This window comes from Bradyrhizobium sp. WYCCWR 13022, assembly GCF_030435535.1.
Lineage (GTDB): Bacteria > Pseudomonadota > Alphaproteobacteria > Rhizobiales > Xanthobacteraceae > Bradyrhizobium.
Map to the genome: position 1 here is coordinate 128,780 of NZ_JAUIZJ010000010.1, position 20,411 is coordinate 149,190.

The 20,411-nt window shown below is 63.6% G+C and carries 20 protein-coding genes; 10 read left to right on the forward strand and 10 right to left on the reverse strand.

From position 1 onward, the window contains the following. Nucleotides 1-10 precede the first annotated feature (10 nt). Genes QY049_RS16295 through QY049_RS16305 form a run of 3 tightly spaced genes read left to right on the forward strand, consistent with a single transcriptional unit; the run spans nt 11 to nt 2,890 of the window. The gene (locus tag QY049_RS16295; RefSeq protein ID WP_194479664.1) at nt 11-1,171 is read left to right on the forward strand and encodes an ABC transporter ATP-binding protein; all 1,161 of its coding nucleotides are present in this window, start codon (nt 11-13) and stop codon (nt 1,169-1,171) included. After that, nucleotides 1,168-2,076 (forward strand): ABC transporter permease, encoded by a 909-nt coding sequence (locus QY049_RS16300; protein ID WP_301269598.1) that lies wholly within the window; start codon nt 1,168-1,170, stop codon nt 2,074-2,076. The genes QY049_RS16295 and QY049_RS16300 overlap by 4 nt, the downstream gene beginning before the upstream one ends. 1 nt (nt 2,077) lies before the next feature. Continuing rightward, a complete protein-coding gene (locus QY049_RS16305; protein ID WP_301269599.1) occupies nt 2,078-2,890 on the forward strand; it encodes an ABC transporter permease in 813 nt (270 codons plus the stop codon). A 104-nt stretch (nt 2,891-2,994) separates the two neighbouring features. Here the strand turns inward: QY049_RS16305 and QY049_RS16310 are convergent, their stop codons facing one another. The 4 genes from QY049_RS16310 to QY049_RS16325 form a co-directional block, all read right to left on the reverse strand. After that, nucleotides 2,995-3,846: a carbohydrate ABC transporter permease gene (locus QY049_RS16310; RefSeq protein ID WP_194479667.1), complete on the reverse strand. Its 852-nt coding sequence runs from the start codon at nt 3,844-3,846 to the stop codon at nt 2,995-2,997. Next, nucleotides 3,843-4,715 (reverse strand): carbohydrate ABC transporter permease, encoded by an 873-nt coding sequence (locus tag QY049_RS16315; protein ID WP_194479668.1) that lies wholly within the window; start codon nt 4,713-4,715, stop codon nt 3,843-3,845. Before QY049_RS16315 ends, QY049_RS16310 begins: the two co-directional genes overlap by 4 nt. Nucleotides 4,716-4,812: 97 nt before the next feature. Then, nucleotides 4,813-6,198, reverse strand: a complete 1,386-nt coding sequence (locus tag QY049_RS16320) for an ABC transporter substrate-binding protein (protein ID WP_301269600.1) — start codon at nt 6,196-6,198, stop codon at nt 4,813-4,815. 232 nt (nt 6,199-6,430) lie between these two features. Then, nucleotides 6,431-7,369, reverse strand: a complete 939-nt coding sequence (locus QY049_RS16325) for a LysR family transcriptional regulator (protein ID WP_258765187.1) — start codon at nt 7,367-7,369, stop codon at nt 6,431-6,433. Between the two features lie 120 nt (nt 7,370-7,489). On the opposite strand from QY049_RS16325, the gene QY049_RS16330 reads away from it, so the two are divergent. Continuing rightward, on the forward strand, nt 7,490-8,563 hold the full coding sequence (locus tag QY049_RS16330) for a 4-oxalomesaconate tautomerase (RefSeq protein WP_301269601.1): 1,074 nt from the start codon (nt 7,490-7,492) through the stop codon (nt 8,561-8,563). Nucleotides 8,564-8,732: 169 nt separating this feature from the next. On the opposite strand, the gene QY049_RS16335 is transcribed toward QY049_RS16330, so the two are convergent. Then, complete coding sequence (locus QY049_RS16335; RefSeq protein ID WP_194482602.1) at nt 8,733-10,622, reverse strand: AsmA family protein; 1,890 nt, start codon at nt 10,620-10,622, stop codon at nt 8,733-8,735. A gap of 267 nt (nt 10,623-10,889) precedes the next feature. Between QY049_RS16335 and QY049_RS16340 the strand changes: the two genes are divergently transcribed. Next, complete coding sequence (locus QY049_RS16340) at nt 10,890-11,597, forward strand: CoA transferase subunit A (protein WP_194479672.1); 708 nt, start codon at nt 10,890-10,892, stop codon at nt 11,595-11,597. 9 nt (nt 11,598-11,606) lie between these two features. After that, nucleotides 11,607-12,257 carry a CoA transferase subunit B gene (locus QY049_RS16345; RefSeq protein ID WP_301269602.1) on the forward strand — a complete coding sequence of 217 codons (651 nt, stop codon included), beginning with the start codon at nt 11,607-11,609 and terminating at the stop codon, nt 12,255-12,257. 179 nt (nt 12,258-12,436) lie between these two features. On the opposite strand, the gene QY049_RS16350 is transcribed toward QY049_RS16345, so the two are convergent. The 3 genes from QY049_RS16350 to QY049_RS16360 all read right to left on the reverse strand — a co-directional run bounded on the left by QY049_RS16350 (nt 12,437) and on the right by QY049_RS16360 (nt 14,906). Next, a complete protein-coding gene (locus tag QY049_RS16350) occupies nt 12,437-13,315 on the reverse strand; it encodes an SUMF1/EgtB/PvdO family nonheme iron enzyme (protein ID WP_301269603.1) in 879 nt (292 codons plus the stop codon). 53 nt (nt 13,316-13,368) lie between these two features. Next, nucleotides 13,369-14,466 (reverse strand): copper-containing nitrite reductase, encoded by a 1,098-nt coding sequence (gene nirK / locus QY049_RS16355; protein ID WP_258765189.1) that lies wholly within the window; start codon nt 14,464-14,466, stop codon nt 13,369-13,371. 233 nt (nt 14,467-14,699) lie between these two features. Next, nucleotides 14,700-14,906 (reverse strand): hypothetical protein, encoded by a 207-nt coding sequence (locus QY049_RS16360; protein WP_301269604.1) that lies wholly within the window; start codon nt 14,904-14,906, stop codon nt 14,700-14,702. Between the two features lie 158 nt (nt 14,907-15,064). Between QY049_RS16360 and hemN the strand changes: the two genes are divergently transcribed. Both hemN and QY049_RS16370 read left to right on the forward strand, forming a co-directional pair. Continuing rightward, a complete protein-coding gene (gene hemN / locus QY049_RS16365; protein WP_301269605.1) occupies nt 15,065-16,417 on the forward strand; it encodes an oxygen-independent coproporphyrinogen III oxidase in 1,353 nt (450 codons plus the stop codon). Between the two features lie 74 nt (nt 16,418-16,491). After that, the gene (locus QY049_RS16370; protein ID WP_301269606.1) at nt 16,492-16,689 is read left to right on the forward strand and encodes a DUF1858 domain-containing protein; all 198 of its coding nucleotides are present in this window, start codon (nt 16,492-16,494) and stop codon (nt 16,687-16,689) included. A gap of 87 nt (nt 16,690-16,776) precedes the next feature. Here QY049_RS16370 and QY049_RS16375 read toward each other — a convergent pair whose 3' ends face one another. Further along, a complete protein-coding gene (locus QY049_RS16375; protein ID WP_194479679.1) occupies nt 16,777-17,487 on the reverse strand; it encodes a Crp/Fnr family transcriptional regulator in 711 nt (236 codons plus the stop codon). A 127-nt stretch (nt 17,488-17,614) separates the two neighbouring features. Between QY049_RS16375 and QY049_RS16380 the strand changes: the two genes are divergently transcribed. Then, on the forward strand, nt 17,615-18,826 hold the full coding sequence (locus QY049_RS16380; protein WP_301269607.1) for an NnrS family protein: 1,212 nt from the start codon (nt 17,615-17,617) through the stop codon (nt 18,824-18,826). A gap of 104 nt (nt 18,827-18,930) precedes the next feature. After that, a complete protein-coding gene (locus tag QY049_RS16385; RefSeq protein WP_301269608.1) occupies nt 18,931-19,248 on the forward strand; it encodes an antibiotic biosynthesis monooxygenase in 318 nt (105 codons plus the stop codon). A gap of 11 nt (nt 19,249-19,259) precedes the next feature. Here the strand turns inward: QY049_RS16385 and QY049_RS16390 are convergent, their stop codons facing one another. Then, on the reverse strand, nt 19,260-20,288 hold the full coding sequence (locus QY049_RS16390) for an AraC family transcriptional regulator (protein ID WP_258765195.1): 1,029 nt from the start codon (nt 20,286-20,288) through the stop codon (nt 19,260-19,262). Between the last annotated feature and the right edge of the window lie 123 nt (nt 20,289-20,411).

Sequence of the window (20,411 nt, forward strand, 5' to 3'; positions counted from 1 at the left end):
GGCAGGGACGATGACTGACGAATTGCCCAGGACAGACGCCGCTGGCGTAGATGCGAATCCCTCCGCGGGTCAGCCGTTGCTGCGGATCGAGGGCGTGGCCAAGACGTTCGGGTCGTTCCGTGCGGTCGATGGCGTATCGCTCGACATCAGGGCCGGCGAGTTCTTTGCGCTGCTCGGCCCCAGCGGCTGCGGCAAGACCACGCTGCTGCGCATGCTCGCGGGCTTCGAGGCACCGGATGAAGGTCGCATCCTGCTTGCCGGCAAGGACATTGCGCAGGCGCTGCCGCACGAGCGCCCGATCAACATGATGTTCCAGAACTACGCGTTGTTTCCGCATCTCTCGGTGCGCGACAATATCGCCTTCGGTCTCAAGCGCGCCAATATGGCGCGCGTCGACGTCGCAACGCGCGTCGCCGAGATGGTCGCGCTGGTGAAGCTCGAAGGGCTGGAGAAACGCAAGCCCGACCAGCTCTCCGGCGGCCAGCGCCAGCGCGTTGCCCTGGCCCGCGCGCTGGCGCGAAGGCCGCAATTGCTGCTGCTCGACGAGCCGCTCGCGGCGCTCGACAAGAAGCTGCGTGAGAGCACGCAAGTCGAGCTGATGGAGCTTCAGCGCCGGCTCGGGATGACCTTCATCATCGTCACCCACGACCAGGAAGAGGCGATGACGATGGCTGATAGAATCGGCGTGATGAAATCAGGCAAGCTCGCCCAGGTCGCCGCCCCGCGCGAGCTCTATGAGGCGCCGCGCTCGCGCTGGATCGCGGAGTTCGTCGGCGACATCAACTTGTTCGACGCCGAAACCAAACTGCGCGACGGTCATCGCCTGGTCGTAGGCACGCCTGACGCAGGGACGCTGGTGGTGGCCGAGCCGGGCCAGCCGTTCGCCGAGGCAAGATTTTCGGTCGCGATCCGCCCCGAGAAGGTCAAGCTGTCGCGGCGTGGTCCCGCGAGCGAGGCCGGTCATGAAACTGCAATCAACCGGCTCGACGGGGTGATCGCTGACATCTGCTATCTCGGCGGCACCACCACCTACCGGGTGAAGCTCGATACGGGCGGGACGGTACAGGCGTCCGTCGCCAACAGCGCGCGGCTCGATGTCGATGCTTATAGCCTGAACCAGCACGTCGTCGCCTGGTTTACGCCCGACGATTGTGTGGTGCTGCCGTCATGAGCGCGCGCCGGATCTTCACGCGACCGGCGCGTTTCGCCGCCATCGCGCCCTATGTCTGGATGGTGCTGTTCTTCCTGGTGCCGTTCGGCTTCGTGCTGAAGATCAGCCTGTCGCAGACGGCGATCGCGCAGCCGCCTTACGAGCCGGTGTTCGACCTGACGGCGGGGTGGACGGCGATCCGGGCGGCCTTTGCCGCGCTCTCGGTCGACAATTTCAGGCTGCTCGCCTCCGACGACCTGTATGTATTCGCCTATCTGCGCAGCCTCACCGTTGCCGTGACGGCGACGGCCTTGTTGCTGCTGATCGGCTATCCCATCGCCTATGGCATGGCGCGATTGCCAAAACGCTGGCAGGCGGTGGCGATGGTGCTGGTGATCGTGCCGTTCTGGACCTCGTTCCTGATCCGCATCTATGCCTGGATCAACATCCTTCAGCACGACGGCCTGCTCAACCGGATGCTCTTGGCGCTGCATCTGGTCGGCGAGCCCGTGGTATGGCTCTCCACCGACACCGCGATGTATATCGGCATCGTCTATTCCTACCTGCCGTTCATGATTCTGCCGCTCTACGCCACGCTCGCCAAGATGGAGCCGGCGCTGGAGGAGGCCGCCTCCGATCTCGGCGCGCCGCCTTGGCAGGTGTTCTGGCTCGTCACTTTCCCGTTGTCGCTGCCGGGCGTCGGCGCCGGCGTGCTGTTGTGCTTCATCCCTGTTGTCGGCGAGTTCGTGATCCCGGATCTTCTGGCCGGCTCCGACTCGCTAATGATCGGTCAGACGCTGTGGCTCGAGTTCTTCACCAACAAGGACTGGCCGGTCGCCTCCGCTGCGGCGATCGTGCTGCTCGTGGTATTGCTGCTGCCGCTTCTGTCCTACGAGCGGCTGCAGCGGCGACAGTTGGAGCGGTGAGATGCCTAAAATCTCCCGCATGTCCCGTTTCAACATCGCTTCGCTGGCGCTGGGGCTCGCCTTCCTCTATCTGCCGATCCTCATTCTCGTGATCTATTCCTTCAACGCCTCGCGGCTGGTGACGGTGTGGGGTGGCTGGTCGCTGCGCTGGTATCACGAGTTCTTTGCCGACCGCGCCATGATCGAGGCGTCCTGGATGAGCCTGCGGGTCGGGGGCGCTTCTGCGACGATCGCGACGCTGCTCGGCACGGCGGCTGCGGTGGCGTTGTCGCGCGGCGAACGCTTTCGTGGCCGTACGCTGTTCTCCGGCATGCTCTATGCCCCTCTGGTGATGCCGGAAGTGATCACGGGACTGTCGCTGCTCTTGCTGTTCGTCGCGCTGAACGCCGAGCGCGGCTTCTGGACGGTGACGATCGCGCATACCACGCTGACGATGTGCTTTGTCGCCGTGGTCGTGCAGTCGCGGCTCGGCTCGCTCGACCGTTCGCTGGAGGAGGCGGCGATGGACCTCGGCTGTGCGCCCGTCCGCGCCTTCCTGTCGGTGACTCTGCCGCTGATCGCACCGGCGATCGTTGCCGGATGGATGCTCGCCTTCACGCTCTCTCTCGACGATCTCGTCATTGCGAGCTTCACCACGGGGCCGGGATCGGCGACGCTGCCAATCCGGATCTACTCCGAGGTTCGCCTCGGCGTGAAGCCGGAGATCAACGCGATCTGCACGCTGGTGATCGCACTGATCGCGGTGGTCATCGTCATCGCCTCGCTGGCCTCGAAACTGTCGAGCTCGCAGGGCGAGAGCGCGGCTCCGTTGTGATCCCTGCCTTCATTGCGAGGAGCTCGCGACAAAAGTTGCGAAGCAATCCAGACCGTCGCCGCGGCAGGAATCCGTATTGCCTCGCTCGCAATGACGAGAGGCAGCTACGACTTCACCGCGCCCGCCGTGAGGCCGCCTACCATGTAGCGGCGGAAGGCGTAGTAGATCGCGGCCGGCGGCAGCGCGTAGATGAAGCCGGTGGTCATCAGCAGCTCCCAAGGCGAATCGTCGGCGGAGAGGAAGTTGCCGAGCGCGACGGGCAGCGTGATGTCCTGATCGTTCGACAGCAGCAGGAACGCATAGAGATATTCGTTCCATGCGAGCAGCACCGCGTAAGTGCCGATCGCGACCAGCGACGGCATCATCAGCGGCAGGTACACCAGGCGGAAGATCTGCAGCGTGGTGGCGCCGTCCATCACTGCAGCTTCGTCCAGCTCGACCGGCAGCTTGTCGGAGGCTTGCTTCAGCACCCAGATCGCATAGGGGCTGGCGATCGTTACCATCGCCAGGATCAGCGACCAGCGATTGTTCAGAAGGCCGTAATTGCCCATGGTGCGATACATCGGCACGGCGAGAAACGCCGCCGGAATGAAATAGGTGAACAGCGCGAGATTCATCACGATGCGCCCACCCGGCACCTTCAGCCGTGAAATGGAGAACGCGGCCGCGGTGGCGACAAACAGCGTCAGTGCGCCCACGGCAGCCGCAATCACCACCGAATTCCAGAACTGGACGTAAAAGTCCCGCAGGAAATAGTGCTGCTCATGGAACACGATCGAAAAGTTGTGCAGCGTCGGATGGTCCGGCCACATCTTCCCGGAGAACGCATCCTCCTTCGGCGAGATCGCGAACAGGAACATGTGGTAGATCGGCACCATCGTCCAGATGAACACCGGGATTCCGATCAGGAGCAACCGCGCTTCGGTCGCGACTTCGCGCAGGGTGGGGAGCTTCATCGCGACAACCGTTTCATCATGAAGTAAACGAGCGGCAGGACGAACGGCATCGCGCAGACGATGGAGGCCATTGCGAGCGAGAGCTGGTCGAGCCGGAGATAGCGGATGCCGAGCGTCGACAGCACGTGCGTAAGGTCGGCCGGGCCGCCGCCGGTGAGCAGATAGACGCTGTTGAAGTCGCCGAGCGTCCAGATCATCGAGAGCAGCGTGCAGGTGACGTAGAGCGTCTGCATCGATGGCCAGGTGATGTAGCGGAATTTCTGCCACCAGCTCGCGCCGTCGACATCCGCCGCCTCGAACAGGTCGTGCGCGATGGCGAGCCGTCCGGTGATCAGGATCAGCGTCCAGAACGGCAGCGATTTCCAGATGTGGACGGCGATCGCCATACCGAGCGCCACCGTCGGATCGTTCAGCCAGTTCGGACCGTCTTCGCCAGTGAGCTTGAATATGATCTGGTTGACCATGCCCCATTCGGGATTGAGCATGAATCGCACCGAGAGGATGGTCGGGATCGACGGCACCGCCCAGGGCAGGATGAAGATCACCGAGAGCCATTTGATCCAGGTGCGCTGCTGCGCGAAGAAGCCGGACAAGAACAGCGCGATCAGCATCTTGATGTTGATGCCGACGACCAGGAAGATCAGTGTGTTGATCGCGGCGCGCGCGAAAACGGGGTCGTTGTAGAGCTCGACATAGCTTGCCGGGTGGCGCGCCAGCCACAGGCCGTAGCTGACGGGATAAACGACGAAAGCGAGGAATACGAGCATATAGGGCGCGAGCAGCACGATGCCCCAGACCTGCGCCGGGGTCAGCCGCGACGACAGGGGCGGAGCGGGGATCGTCTGATCGCCAGAGAGCGTGATCGCCATTCTTTGGGACTCTTTGAAAGGACTTCCGGCCGCACGAGGCGGCCGGTGTTAGCGTTTTGTCTCTCCCCGCGCCAGCGGGGAGAGGAAAAAAGAGAACTTAGCCTGCAACCTGCTTGATGCGGGCGATCATCTCGTCGACGGCCTTGTCCACCGGGATCTTCTCGCTGACCACCCGGTTCATCGCCTTGGCAAACACGTTCTCGTTGTTCAGGATCGTGAACTTGTAGTTCTTGGTGAAGTCGAACGGAATCGTGCCGCCAGTGAACTGCGTATAGGCTGCCTTGCGGTGCTTGTCGGCCTGCCAGAACGGGCTCTGCTGGCTGGCCTTCGTCACCGGGAACCAACGGCCGAGGCCGCCTTCAACGTAGGGCCGCAAATTTTCTTCCTGGAGCAGGAATTTGATGAATTCCTTGCCTTCCGCCTTGTTCTTGGAGGCGGTGAAGATCACGCCGGTCTTGACGTCGGAGCGGTATTTCATCGGCGTCCCGTCAGGCTTGTTGGGGAAGCCGGTGGTGATGATGTCATCATAGTAGGCCTTCTTGCCGGCATCGCGCTGCTCCTGCGTGAGCGCCGGATTGATCGAATCCTCGTACCATTTCGCCGGAATCGAGATCGTGAAGTTGTGGGTCATCACGATCGTCTTGTTGTGGAAGGCGACATTGTTGTCGGGGTCCTTCCAGGTCGTTGAGGACGGCGGCGTGCAGCCCCTTGTATAGATGTCGGTGTAGTCCTTCATTGCGTGAATCAGGTTCTCGCGGACCTTGGGATCGTCGACCGTGAGCTTGCCGTCGTCATCGACCAGCTTGACGTTGTAGGCGTCCATGAAGGTGTAGAACGACTGGAATGCGTCGGTGGATTCAACGCCCATCGGCTGGCCGATCGCGTAGAGGCGCTGACCGGTAGCCTTGCGGATCCCCGGCTGCACCTTGTCGCACCAGAACGACCAATAATCGTTCCATTTGGTCGGAATGTCGCTCTGCTTGAAGCCTGCCTTTTCCAGCATGTCATTCCAGATGTTGACATGCATGGTCTGCTGTTTCAGCGGGAAACCGTAATAGCCCTTCTTCTTGGTCTGGTCGTTGTAGAGAAGGGCCGTTTCCAGCGTGTTTGGCGCGAATTCGGATTTCATCGGCAGGAGGATGTCGGAGAGGTCCTCGAGCTTGCCTTCGAACGCCCATTTGCCCGCCGCCTGCACGTCATACGTGTCGGAGTAGGCGACGTCGGGCACCGTGCCGGAATCCAGCGCCGCGACGGTCTTCGGAATCATGTCCTGAACCGCATATTGCGACAATTCGACCTTGATGCCGCTCTTGGTCTCGAATTTCTTGATCGCTGCGAGCAGCGCGTCGTCCTCGGATTTGTAGAAACCCTTCACCCACCAGATCGTGATCGTCTTCTGCTGTGCAAAGGTGGGTGCAGTGGCCGCAAACAGCCCAACCGCAGCAACCGCCAATGATACTGCGCCAATAACCTTGGATCTCACGTTTTTCTCCCTCAAACGGCCGGCGTTTTTAACCGGTCGTATAAAACACTAGCCCATGGCTGCCATCCGATCTAGCGGCATGTTGTCAGACCTAGGTCGAGGGGATCGGGCTCTCTGAGATGCTTAACGCGCGCATCGATCCAATCATCGCATCGATTCCCGGCAATCAATTCGCCATGTGTGTCCAGTTGGTCCATGCAGACCCGCGCACCTGCTCGTCGCCCGGCGACACCTACTTCGAGCGGGACGATCGCGGCTTGCCTTGCCCGCCGGTCGGGGACGGAGAGCGCCATGCCTCCAGAAGCATCTTGAGGAATTGGCTGGCGTGAGGGGATAGTGTCGCCCCGCGCCTGCGTACGATGCCGATCGTCCGCGACACTTCCGGCTCGACCAGACGGACGGTGTGAATGATCGGATGGCCGGCCGCGGGCGTCGCCAGCCTCGGGAGCACGGCGATGCCGAGGCCCGCTTCGACCAAGCCGAGCGAGCCGGATAGATGAGCGACCTCGTAGGACCAGTTGAGCTGCAGGCCCTGTCGCGCCAGCGCATTGTCGATCAATGCGCGATTGCCGCTGTTGCGACCGACGGTGATGACCCGGTGCGACACAATTTCCGACCAGCTCACCTGTTTGCGCGATGCCAGCGGATGGTCATGACGGCAAGCCAGCACGAAGGGATCCTCAACCAGTTTCTCGAATTCGATCTCGGCGTGCGAAGCCCCGATGAAATTGATGCCGAAGTCGACTTCGCCGCGTGCCACCGCCTCCAATCCCTCGTTGGCGCCGATGTCGAGAATCCGGATGCGAATGCGCGGATACGCGTCGGCGAACCGGCCGATCGCGCGCGGCAGGAAATAGAACACCGCCGTCGGCACCGCGGCAATCGAGACCAAACCTGAACTCCGCGCGCCGATATCTTGGATGGCAAGCACCGAGGTCTCGAACTCGTCGATGAGGCGGCGCACCTTCGGCAGGAAGTCGCGGCCGGTCATGGTGAGATTGACATGACGCGTCGAGCGTTCGAGCAGCGGCGCGCCGAGACTTTCCTCCAGCTTCTGAATGCGCCGGCTGAGCGCCGGCTGGGACAGGTTCAGCGCCTTCGCGGTGCGCACGAAGCTTCCGGTCTCCGCGACGGTGATGAACGCCTTGAGGTCGAGCAGTTCCGCGTTCATGGCCCCATCTCGCGAATTATACCGATATATGCATTAATACTTCAGATATTTGCATTTTACAGAAGAGTTGCAAGAGAGGATGTTTGGTTCGAGCCAAGAATGTCGCCGAACGGATCAGCCATGAACGATCAGATTGCCATTCCCTGTGTGGTCATGCGCGGCGGGACCTCGCGCGGGCCGTTCTTTCTGGCCAGCGATCTTCCGGCTGATCCCGGATTGCGCGATGCGCTGCTGTTGTCGGTCATGGGAGGCGGACACGATCTTGGAATCGACGGAATCGGTGGTGGCAATGCCGTTATCAACAAGGTCGCGATCGTCGGCCCGGCAACGGTGCCCGGCGCGGACGTCGACTACCTGTTCGCCCAGGTCCTTGTTCGTGAGGGGATCGTCGACACGTCGCCCAACTGCGGGAACATGCTGGCGGCCGTGGGACCATTCGCGATCGAAGCCGGCCTTGTCGCCGCTGGCGGAGATCGGACCCGTCTCCGCATCCACAATGTCAACACCGGCAAGCTGATTGATGCGACGGTCGCCACCCCCGGAGGGCGGGTGACTTACGAGGGTGAGGCGCGGATCGACGGTGTGCCGGGAACGGCCGCACCCATCGAACTCTCGTTTCCGAACGCTGCCGGTGCACGCACCGGTCGCCTGCTGCCGACGGGGCGGCCGACTGACCGCATCGAAGGGATCGATGTGACCTGCATCGACGCGGCGATGCCGGTCATGCTGGTCCGCGCCGCAGATCTTGGATGCACCGGCCGCGAGGCTCCTTCCGATTTCGCCGACAGCGGCTTCCGCGGGCGTCTCGAAAGACTGCGGATCGAGGCCGGACGCCTGATGGGCTTTCCGGATCCGGCGTCAATGGTGATTCCGAAGCCGATTCTGATTGCGCCTACCAGCGAGGCGACGCTGAGCACGCGATACTTCATGCCGCACGACTGCCATAGCGCGCTGGCGGTAACCGGCGCCGTCGCGATCGCGACGGCGTGTGTCACGACAGGGACGATTGCCGCAGAGATGGTTGGACCGCTGGTGCCGCCGGTCCCGATCACCCTCGCCCATCCCTCCGGCGAGCTCGTGGTCCGACTGGAGCCCGGGCCGGTCGCCAGGGTGCAGCGAACAGCCCGGCGGATATTCGAGGGCCAGATCTTTGCGCGCCGGTCGCACGTGCCGCATTCGGTGTTGGCGGCCTGAAGCCTGCCGTCTCCGCAGCCATCAAGAAATCAAGGCATGGGAGAAGCGAGACTGGAAGCACGGGCCCCGACCAGGATGATCAGCAGTGTTGCGGCCATCACCGTTTCGCTGTGGGATGCCTGTGACCGCGAGGTGCTGGCCCGTGAACTGGGCCAAAGCGTCGTTCGCGCTAGTTGGACTTCGCGCCCTCTTTGGAATTCTCCGCCGTCGGCGATCCCTCCGGCGCCTGCCGCTTTCCACCGGTGATGCGCTGCTTCAAGAGGTCGAGGAAGGGAGACGCCGCAGGCGAATGGCGGATCAGGGCCTCGGGGTCGGGGAAGATCAATGGATCGTCCCACGGACCCTGCACCATGAAGGGCAGTTGAAAGCCTGATGTCGTGTTGAGGCTTGCGACACCCTTCATGTCGTACTCGCGCGTCGGCACCGACGCGGTGCCGGTCAGCGTGATCTTCGCCGAGGGGCCCTCGATGCGGATGTCCTCGGCGGTGGCGATCCCGTCGGCGAATTTCACCGCGATCGTGAGGTTGTCGTAAGGCGTCGAGCCGCTGCGGAAATTGCCGCCACCGGACAGCGGCCGGCGCTCGAGCCGCTTCAAGAGCTGCTCGGCGTTGAAGCCGGAGATCGCGCCGTCATGCCCCGTTACCGTGGCGGTGCCGTCGAGCGACTGCACGAGGCCGAACGGGCTCGAGCCCGACGCGAGCAGGGACACGTTGATGTTGCCACGGCCGGACAGCTTGTTGAGACCGAACAGTTCGGTCGCGCAGGCCTGAAGATCGACGTCGGTGAACTGGAACTGCGCCTTGATGTCGGCGACGTCGTCGGAGCGCGAGATGCCGAACGAACCCTTGGCGATGCCGCCATAGACCTGCGCCTCGCCGACCGAGAGCGCCAGCGTGCCGTTGCGCAAATTGGCGCCGATCGCGGTGCGGCCGAGCTTGGTCGGACCGACCGTCAACTTGGCTGCGGAGAGGCGCATGTCGAGGTCGGTGCTCGAAAGCCCGTTCAGATCGAACAGCTGCCTGTTCCAGTCGCGCGCGCCGCTGGCGAGCAGGCGGAAGGTGGAGATATAGGGCGTGAAGTCGAGCGCATCGGCGGCGAGCGTTGCCTGCAATGTCTGCCGGCCGTTATTGGCATAGGTCATTACGCCCTCGGCGGCATTGCCGTCGAGCTCGACATTGACGTTGGTCAGCGCGATCGAGGCGCCGACGACATTGGCGCGCGCCTTGAGCGTGAAGCGGCCGAAGCCGCCGCTGCCGGGCTGCGGTTGGCCGGTCCAGCGCAGCGCGTTGCGCAGCGACGGGCTGTCGATGGTGAGCATGCCCTCCATCATCGGGCTGGTGCGGTTGGCGACGCTGCCGTCGAAGGCGAGCTTCAGCGGTGTGCTCGCGATTCTCGCCTTCAGGCCCGATCGGTCGCCGGAGAGGGCTGCGACGAAATCGGCAAAGCTGATCGAGCCGTCGACGCGCTCGCCGCGCCAGTCGAACTGCCCGGTTGCGGCGAAGGAGCGCGAGATCGAGGGCCAGGCCAGGGACAGGTCGATGTCCTCGAACTTCTCGGTGGCATGTGTAGCGGCGTCCTCGTAATTGAGCACGCCGTCCTGCAGCCTGATCTCGGAGAACGAGACCTCGTTGTCGGCGCCGGGCTTCATCGTCCGCGCAATGGTCTGGATGAAGGGTGTCCAGTTGCTCTCGCCATCCGGCTTCAGGCTGACATGAATGTGCGGCCGCAGCAGCGTCAGGTCGGCGATCTCGAATCGTTGCAGCAGCAGGGGCAACAGCCGGAGATTGGCGGTGAGCACGTCGACATGGAGCGCGGGGTCGCCGGCGCCGCCGCCCTTCAGGCCGACGTCATGGAAAGAGATGTAGCTCGCCGGCAGCACGGAAATGTCGATGCTGCCCGTCACGCTGAGCTCGAGCCCGGTGACGTCGCGGATCTGCGCTTCGACCGCCTTGCGCAGCGCGTCGCGGTTGATGAGCCAGGAGGTCGCGATCAGGGCGATCAGCGCGACGCCGAGCAGCGCCGCGATCGGCGTCCCGAGGCGCTTCATTCCTTGGGCCATGGTCAATGGCATGTCCTGATCGAGTTGGTCGCTGGAGCCAGAAGGGCGGGGCGGGAAACCTGCGCGCCCCCACGCCCAACCCCCGCAACTTGAAGGGTTTTCTTGTCGCTTTCAAGGCCGCGGACCGGTCTGCCCACGGCGTGGGCAGCTTCTAGCACCAGCGACCTGGACGGAGAACCCCGTATCATTGACGGCTTCGGACGATTTCGCCTAATAATCGCCGCCAACAAGGCGCGGCGCCTCTCAGGTTAAGTCGAGGTTTTTTGCATGAACAAGGTCTATCCCGACGCCAAGTCGGCTCTTGAGGGCGTTCTCAAGGACAACATGATGATCATGTCCGGCGGCTTCGGCCTCTGCGGCATCGCCGAGTCGCTGTCGGATGCGATCCGCGACTCCGGCGTCAAGGGTCTGACCGTGGTCTCGAACAATGCCGGCGTCGACGGCATCGGGCTCAGCCGCCTGCTGGAAACCCGCCAGATCAAGAAGATGATCTCGTCCTATGTCGGCGAGAACAAGCTGTTCGCCCAGCAATTCCTCGCCGGCGAGCTGGAACTCGAATTCAATCCGCAGGGCACGCTGGCCGAGCGCATCCGCGCCGGCGGCGCTGGTATCCCGGCCTTCTACACCAAGACCGGTGTCGGTACGCTGATCGCCGAAGGCAAGGAAGTGAAGGAGTTCGACGGCGAGAAGTATCTGATGGAGCGCGGCCTGTTCGCCGATCTCGCGATCGTGCACGCCTGGAAGGGCGACACGGCTGGCAACCTGATCTACCGCAAGACCGCGCGCAACTTTAACCCGATGATGGCGACCGCCGCCAGGATCACGGTGGCCGAGGTCGAGCATTTGGTACCCGCCGGTGAACTCAATCCCGACCACATCCACACGCCCGGCATTTTCGTGAAGCGCATCGTCGAGGTCGGCACCGCCAAGAAGCGCATCGAATTCCGCAACACCCGCCCGCGTACTGCCGCCTAAGGAGAGCACATGGCCTGGACCCGTGAACAGATGGCTGCGCGCGCCGCGAAGGAATTGCGCGACGGCTACTACGTCAATCTCGGCATCGGCATCCCGACGCTGGTCTCGAACTACATTCCCGACGGCGTCGACGTCAGCCTGCAGAGCGAGAACGGCATGCTCGGCATGGGTCCGTTCCCCTACGAGGGCGAAGAGGACGCCGATCTGATCAACGCCGGCAAGCAGACCGTCAGCGAGCTGCCGTCGACCTCCTATTTCTCGAGCGCGGATTCGTTCGGCATGATCCGCGGCGGCCACATGGATCTGTCGATCCTCGGTGCCATGCAGGTGGCCCAGAACGGCGATCTCGCCAACTGGATGATCCCCGGCAAGATGGTCAAGGGCATGGGCGGCGCGATGGATCTCGTCGCCGGCGTCAAGCGCGTCGTCGTGGTGATGGAGCATTCCGCCAGGGACGGCGCCAAGCTCCTGAAGAAGTGCAACCTGCCGCTGACCGGCGAGCGCGTCGTCGACATGGTCGTGACCGATCTCGCAGTGTTCACCATCGACAAGCACGGCGACGGCGGCATGGCCCTGATCGAGCTCGCCGACGGCGTGACGCTCGACGAGGTCAAGGAAAAGACCGAGGCCGAATTCCGCGTCGCGTTGAAGAACACCTGAGACGGTCGTCGCGAATCATCATCAATGGCCGGGTTCAATCCCGGCCATTATCGTTTGAGGCAATCCTCATTCTCCGACGCGGTCATGCCCCAGCTTGACCGGGGCATCCAGCACGCCGCGCCTTCTCGGGTCCATCGCTGGCGTTTCGGCGTGCTCGCTCGCAATGACGGACTACGTGGCTACGACCTCGCAGCCCACACCTCGCTCCACCTTGCCGACACGCTCGCCACCCACGACCGCTCCTCGCGCACCAGGCGGAAGCCGAGATTGGCGGGCGGCACGCCTTGCGCGCAGCCGCCGGCGCGGGCGTCGCGGATGAAGTCGGTGACATAAGCGCGGTGCGCGCCCTCGGCGACGCGCACGCCGCAATTCACCGTCGGTCGACCGGCATTGCCAGAAGCGTCGACGCGCGAGCGCACGAAGCAGGTTGACGTCCACTCCCAGACATTGCCGGCGAGATCGGACACGCCGCGCTCGTTCAGGCCGAACTTGCCGAACGGATAGGCCGTGGTGTCGGCGAGATCGCGCTCGGATTCGCGCTCATAGCGGCTGATCCATCGCTTGGCCGGATCATTCGCGTCGACCGGCGCGCCGTCGTCCCTGAACCGGGAGCCCGCCGCAAAGGCCCATTCCGCATCGCTCGGCAGGCGGTAGCGGTGGCCGGTCCTGCGCGACAGCCAGCCAGCATAGGCCTGCGCATCGTGCCAGCTCACCTGCACTGCAGGGCGATCCGGCGCGATTGCGACGTCGCGACCGAGCGGATGACATTGGCCGTCCTGCACGCAGAGCTGGTAGTCGGCCGAGGAGACCTGCTCGCGCATGATGTGAAGCGCGCCCGTGAATTGCAACCTATGCAGCGGCGCCTCGGCCTGCTGCCCGGCGCGCGTGAAATCGCCGGCCTCGCGGTAGACGAAGTCGCCCGCGGCGATCTCGACGATCGCTGGCTCGCCTTGCGGGCCGTGCGTCGTCATCTCGGAGACCAGCGGTGCGACAGCCAGCGGTCCTGCGAAGCCGGCGGCACAGGCGAGGAGCAGTTTGAGCTTGAATGCAATCAGCATGGTCTTTCCCCCGAAAGAAGAAGGGGCCGGTGATGGCCGGCCCCTTGTCGCGTCTAGTTGGTATTGGGGGCCGGTATCTCCGCAGGCGCCTTCACCTGGGTCATCAGATCGTCGTTCCACTTGCCTTCGACCTTGAAGTGCGCGGTGGCGCCGAGGTCGGCGGCTTCGATCAGATTATGCGTGACATAGGCGTAGATGCCGGGCTGCAGGAACTTGTACATCGCAGCTCCCGCGGAGCCGCCGCGGATGAACCAGGTCTCAAGCCCGGTCTCCGGCGGGTTGGAGAACTTGCCGGTCTCCCAGACATAGTCGCCATGGCCGCCGATCAGGTGCGGGCGGCTGTCGCGGTTGGCCTGGGAATGCACGATCAACACGTTCTCGCCGACCTTGGCCGTCAGTGCGTTCTTGCCGGTGAGGGCGCCGACCTTGCCGTTGAACACGACGTGGGACGGGATCAGCTTCTTCATCACCTCTTCGGTGTCGGTGAAGGCTTCGCCCGGCGAGTCGTAGGACTTGAAATTGCCCTTCTCGTCGCGCGGCACATACATGTCCTGCTCGCCGATGTAATAGACCTTGTCGTATTTCAGCGCATGGCCCTTGCCGTCGTTGAGGCCATCGCGCGGCAGAACCATGACGGCGCCGTTCATGCCGGAGACGACATGCCAGGGGATCATCGGGCCGCCCGGCGCGCAATGATAGACGAACACGCCGGTCCGCGTCGCCTTCCAGCGCAGCACGACCTGCTCGCCGGGATTGATCAGCGTGAGCTCGGCACCGCCGAGTGCGCCGGTCGCGGAATGGAAGTCGATGTTGTGCGGCATGCTGTTGGTTGCGGGATTGACCAGCGTCAGCTCGACATAGTCGCCTTCATGCACGACCATCAGCGGGCCCGGCATCGAGCCGTTGAAGGTCATCGCCTGGAAGGTGGTGCCCTTGTCGTCGATGACCACCTTCTTCTCCTCGATGGTCATCTTGAATTCCATGATCTTTGGGCCCTGCGTCGTCGCCTGCTCGTGGGCATGCACGAAGGGCGGGGCGACCAGATCAACCTTCTGCCGCGGCAGCTTGAGGTCGCTGGCGGCAAAGGCGGGGGTCGCGAGCATCAGGGCGGTCGCGGCGGCGCTGATCAATGCGGCTCTGCGGGTGAACATCGTAAAGCATCCTTCAGGGTTTTAATGACGGATGCAGTGTGCGCCTGTTGTGGCAAGCGTGTTTGCGCTGCGACAAGCTTTGGCCGGATTGGCCTCCGGTGAAATCCCTAGGAAGTATACCGAAGTGCCAACGATGCCGTCGGCGTGGTGGCGCAGCGTGCGGCATCAGCCGCGTCAACGGCAAATCACTCGCATGTTCAGCTGCGGTCGATCGTGAAGGGTTGGATGCGCGATTAAAGCAGCTCGATCGCAATCCAGACGGTAGCCCAGACGGCAAGCGACACCACGGCCAGTACGGCGGCGACGACGGCCAGCACGCGTACGAGATGATTTGCGCCGGGGGCAGGCGCGACCGGAACCGGACGGAAGTCGTCGAAGCGCGGGATATGGCCGCGGATGCCGGCAAGCCAGAGAACCAGATCGAGCGCAAACGACGGCATAGCTATCTCCTAGGGGACGATGATTGAACGTCACAATGGCTCCAATCCGGCGCTCAGACTTTGAGCAAGCGCAAGGTGGTCCGCGTGAAAGCGGGTAATCCAGTGCCATCCGCAGGTTGCCGCGGCCGCAAGGGCATCAATTTACGAATGGGCAGGATATGAGGACCGATCTCGCAGCGAGCTACGGCGAAGAGAGATTGCCGCGCTACACGAGCTATCCGACAGCGCCGCACTTCTCGCCGGCGATCGGTGCCGACGCCTACGCGCGCTGGCTGTCCGAGCTCCCCTCCAACGCCAGCGCCTCTCTTTACCTGCACGTGCCGTTCTGCCGCGAGATGTGCTGGTACTGCGGCTGCCACACCCAGATCGTCCGCCGCGACGGGCTGATCGCGGCCTATCAGCGGACGCTCCGCAGCGAGATTGCTCAGGTCGCGGACGCGATAGGCCGCCGCATCAAGGTCGAGCACATCCATTTCGGCGGTGGCACGCCGACGATCATGGCGCCGGAGGCCTTTGCCGAGTTGATGGCGGCGATGCGCCACGCCTTCTTCGTGCTGCCATCGGCCGAGATCGCGGTCGAGATCGACCCACGCACGCTGACATCGGAGATGGTCGAGGCCATGCGGCTCTCCGGCGTCAACCGCGTCAGCCTCGGCGTGCAGAGTTTCGATCCCGTCGTGCAGCGCGCGATCAACCGGGTGCAGAGTTATGAGCAGACAGCTGCGGTCGTCGACATGCTCAGGCAGGCCGGGATCAAAAGACTCAATTTCGACCTGATCTATGGTCTGCCGCATCAGACCATCGCATCCTGCCTCGATACGGTGCGGCGTTCGCTCGCGCTCATGCCGGCCCGCTTCTCGGTGTTCGGCTATGCGCATGTGCCAAGCTTCAAGAAGCACCAGCGCATGATCAGTGAGGAGCATCTGCCCGACGGCCTTGCGCGCCACGATCAGGCCTGCGCGATCGCCAACGCACTGAAGGAGGCGGGCTATGTGCAGATCGGCCTCGACCATTTTGCGCGACCCGACGATGCCATGGCCGTGGCGTTCGAGCAGGGGACGCTGCGGCGCAATTTCCAGGGCTATACCACCGATCAGGGCGAGGTCCTGCTTGGCTTCGGCGCGAGCGCAATCGGACACCTGCCGCAGGGCTATGTCCAGAACGCCGTGCAGATCGGGGCTTATCAGCAGAGTATCGCGCACGGCCGTCTCGCTACCGTGAAGGGGTATGGGCTCACGGACGACGACCGGCTGCGCGCCGACATCATCGAGCGCATCATGTGCGAGTTCGGCGCCGATCTCGGCGATATCTGCGCGCGCCATGGCGCAGAGCCGGCTGCGATGCTGCAATCGGCGCCGCGGCTGAAGCCGCTGATCTCGGACGGCGTCGTCAGGCTCGACGGCGACCGTCTCGCCGTCGCGAACGATTCGCGCTTCCTGGTCCGCAGCGTCGCGGCCGCGTTCGACGCGCATCTGGATCCGGTCAAGCAGTTGCACAGCCGTGCGGTGTAGTTCATCGTCAGCTTGCGCTTCCACAAAGAAACTCCGACCGCCTCCGCTATCGTCGCGGCGGAACGGAGTTGTCCATGCCCTTCCGATCTGACGATCTGGTCGATGACATCATGCGCAGTGCGCCGCACACGATCCGTGTGTTCCTCGCCTTCAGGATGGCCTGTGTCGGCTGTCCGATCGCGACTTTCCACACCGTGGACGACGCCTGCGGTGAGCACGGCATCGACCGCGACGAATTCCTGGCCGCGCTGGGCGATTGCGTGCCGGCGTGAGGCGGGCTTCAGTTCGCGCGGATCGCGCGCGAACTCCCGAACGAGCGCGGACTTTCGCCGTAAGCGGAAGCGTTCTCGATCCTCATTCTACGCCGCACCGCTGTCCGGGGTTCGCTCTGCCAGCACGACGATCCCGTGCGGATCGCGCAGGATGATGCGCTGGCGGCCGCTCTCGACGAGGCCCTGGTTCTCCCAGCCGCTGAGGATGCGGCTGACGGTATGCAGCGTGGTGCCGGTCATCTGCGCGATGTCCTGACGGCTGATCGGGAAGTCGATCTCGATGCCGTGGTCGAGCCTCTTGCCGGATTGGCTCGCGAGCCGCAGCAGCGCGTGCGCGACGCGTTGCTCGACCTGCTGCGTCGACATTTCCAGGATACGGGTGTGGCTTTCCTGCAGCCGCTTGCCGACGGTTTGCATCGTGTTGGCGGCGAGCGCGGGAAACCGCTCGATCAGTCGCGGCCAGGCCGAGATCGGCCAGATCAGAGCGACGCTGTCGTCGACCGCCATCGCGGTCGCCGGATAGCGCGCGGTGCCGATCGCCATCGCGAGCCCGAAGGTTTCGCCGGGCGCGACATATCGCACCACGATCTGTTCGCCGGTCGGCGTGGTCTTGGCGGCGCGGACATGGCCGTGCAGCAGCAGGAAGAAGGATTGTGCGTCCGCGCCCTGCTCGAAAATGGCGGTGTTCTTGGGGAAGCGCGCCGAGCGGGCCTCGCGCAGGATTTCGTCGAGGTCTTCCGGCTTGACGCCCGAAAACAGCGGCAAATGCGCAACCAGCGATGTATCGACCTTGGCCATTTCGCCTCCTTGGCATCAGGGAGTGTGATGGCACCTGCAATCGTCCGGTAGTTTGCGTTAGCGCAAAACCGGCCGGCCGGACGGCAGTATTTTTCCAGGCAACGGTCCGAATTCACAGGAGTTGCCCATGGCTGGTGCCCGATCCCGTAATTTTCAGGGCTGGCCGCTGTTTGCGAATAGCTTCCGGCCGTTCTTCCTGTTCGCCGCGATCCAGGCAGGACTGTCGATCCTGGTCTGGCTGCCGATGTTCTACGGCGAATTGTCGGTCACATCGGCCTTCGCGCCGCGGGATTGGCACATTCACGAAATGCTCTATGGCTTCCTGCCTGCTGTCATCACCGGGTTTCTGTTCACGGCGATCCCCAACTGGACCGGGCGACTGCCGATCCAGGGCACGTCGCTGGGCGCGCTGCTGGTGGTCTGGCTCGCCGGACGTGCCGCGGTGATGCTGTCCGCCGAGATCGGCTGGGCGTTCGCGCTCGTCATCGACGCCGCCTTCCTGGCGCTGGTCGTGGCGGCCGCAACCCGCGAGATCATCGCGGGCGGCAATTGGCGCAACCTGCCTGTCGTGGTGCTCGTGCTGGTGCTGCTCTCGGGCAATGTCGCCTTCCACCTCGAAGCGCATGTCGAAGGCGCAGCGGATGTCAGCGTTCGCGTGGGCATCTCCGTGGTCATGCTGCTGATCTCGCTGATCGGCGGCCGCATCATCCCGAGTTTCACCCGCAACTGGCTGGTCAAGTTCAATGGCGGCCGATTGCCGGTGCCGTTCGGACGGTTTGACGGCGTGGTGATCGGACTGAGCGCGCTTGCGCTGATCGCGTGGATTGTAACGCCGCTGAACATGATCACCGGCGTGGCGATGGCGTTCGCCGGCATCCTGCACCTGGTGCGGCTCGCGCGCTGGGCCGGCGATCGCACCGCGCGGGAACGGCTGCTGCTGATCCTCCACGTCGGCTACGCCTTTATCCCGCTCGGCTTCCTCCTCAATGCCCTGGCCGGCTTCGGTCTGCTGCCGCCGAGCGCGGGCATTCATGCCTGGATGACGGGAGCTGCCGGAATCATGACGCTCGCGGTGATGACGCGCGCGAGCCTTGGCCATACCGGGCAGACGCTGACGGCCTCACCAGCTACTCAGGCAATCTACGTCGCGATCATCGTCGCGGCGCTGGCCCGGGTCGGTGCCGTGCTGTTGCCGGCCCATAACGATGCGCTGCTGCATATCGCGGCCTGCGGCTGGATTGTCGCGTTTCTCGGCTTCGCCGCCGCGTTCGGTCCGCTGCTCGCCGGCCATCCCCGGCGCGCACTCGCCATCATGGGCGTGCCGGCTTCGGCACGCTGATTTTTCCGCCGGCGTAACAAGCGCCGTCGTCGATCCGAAACTGTCATTCGGGCTGTGCCTGCCGTTGGCCGGGCGCGGACATGCGATTGAGGATTGGATCGAAGATGATCGGCGAAGTCGTTGTGATTGGCAGTCTGAATTTGCGAGATGGCGTCCAGATCGAGGAGTATGATCGACTGGGCGAGTGCATGTACAACATCGTCAGCGGCCTCCCGGGCTTTCTGTCGGTCAAATCGTTCAAGGCCGACGACGGCGAGGAATTGACCGTGTTTCGCTTTGCTTCGGAGGAGGCACTCGAAGCCTGGCGCACTCATCCGGAGCATGTCGAGGCGATGAAACGAGGGCATGCCGAATTCTATGCCAGCGGTCGCTTGCAGATTTGCAAGGTCATCCGTGAAGTCGGCCCGTTCGAGCACGCCTGATCGAGTGTGAGCTAGGCCGCGGAGGCTGACGGCGCCCCGGCCGGTGGCCGCACACCCCGCCGCCAGTCCGTGATGGTGCAGCCGAAGCGGCCGCGGAACCAGCGGGCCATGGCGCTTTGGGCGGAGAAGCCGAGCTGGATTGCGATCGCTGCGAGCGGGCGATCATGATCCTCGATCAATTTCGTCACGAGATCGGCGCGCTGCGCATCGAGGATCGCCGAGAAGCTGGTGCCGCATTCGGCGAGGTGGCGGTGGATGGTGCGTCGGGTGCACGAGAAATGTTCGGCTACGCGCTCGACCGTGCAATTGCCGCTATCGAGCAGCGATCGAACGACTTCGTCGACCTTCTCTTCCCAGCTTCCGGGGCGCGTATCGATCTCCTCGACGCGCTTTCGCAGATAACTCGCCATCAGCGGATGTGAACTCGCAATCCGCCGGTCCATGTCGTGGGCCGACAGCAGCACGGCATCGACCTCGGAATTGAAGACGAGAGGACAGCCGAAGAAATCCTGGTGTCGCTCGCGGTTGCGCGGAGCCGGATATCGGAAGTGCATTTCGACCGGCCGCCAATGGTCGCCGCAAAGCACTTGAACGACGCGGTAGACGGTCGCCAGACCCAGATCAATCGACTGGTTGAGTGCGCTTGGGTGACGACCGCGCAGGTTCAGCGCGATCATGACGGTATTGCCGCTTCGCCTGACATCCAGGCGCATACCGTCGTGATGGATGTGAATGTAGCGGGCGAGCGCTTCTATCGCCTTTCCGACGGTCGGTTGCTCGCGAACGATGAGGGCGACCGGTCCGAGATTCGTGAGGCCACCGCGATTAGCCATCCGCAGGCCGAAATCTTGGGCGCCTGACTCGGCTGCCGACATTTCGAGCAGGCGCCGGAAGGCGGAGACGGCGATTCGAAGCTCGGGTTGCTCCAGGCACGCCAGCGGGAGTCGCGCCTTCCGCATCATCTGTTTCGGGTCGAGCCCGACTGACCGGGCAACGTCCGGATAATGAGTCAGGGCTGCACTGCGGATGAGATCGGTCATACCAGCCATTCCAGCAGATGTCTCGAAATGTAAAGTTTCTGTCCCATTTCGTCAAACATGGAACAATACGGAACCTACATAGGGACCAACCGACGCACCGGCGCGAATGCCGTGCTGATGACG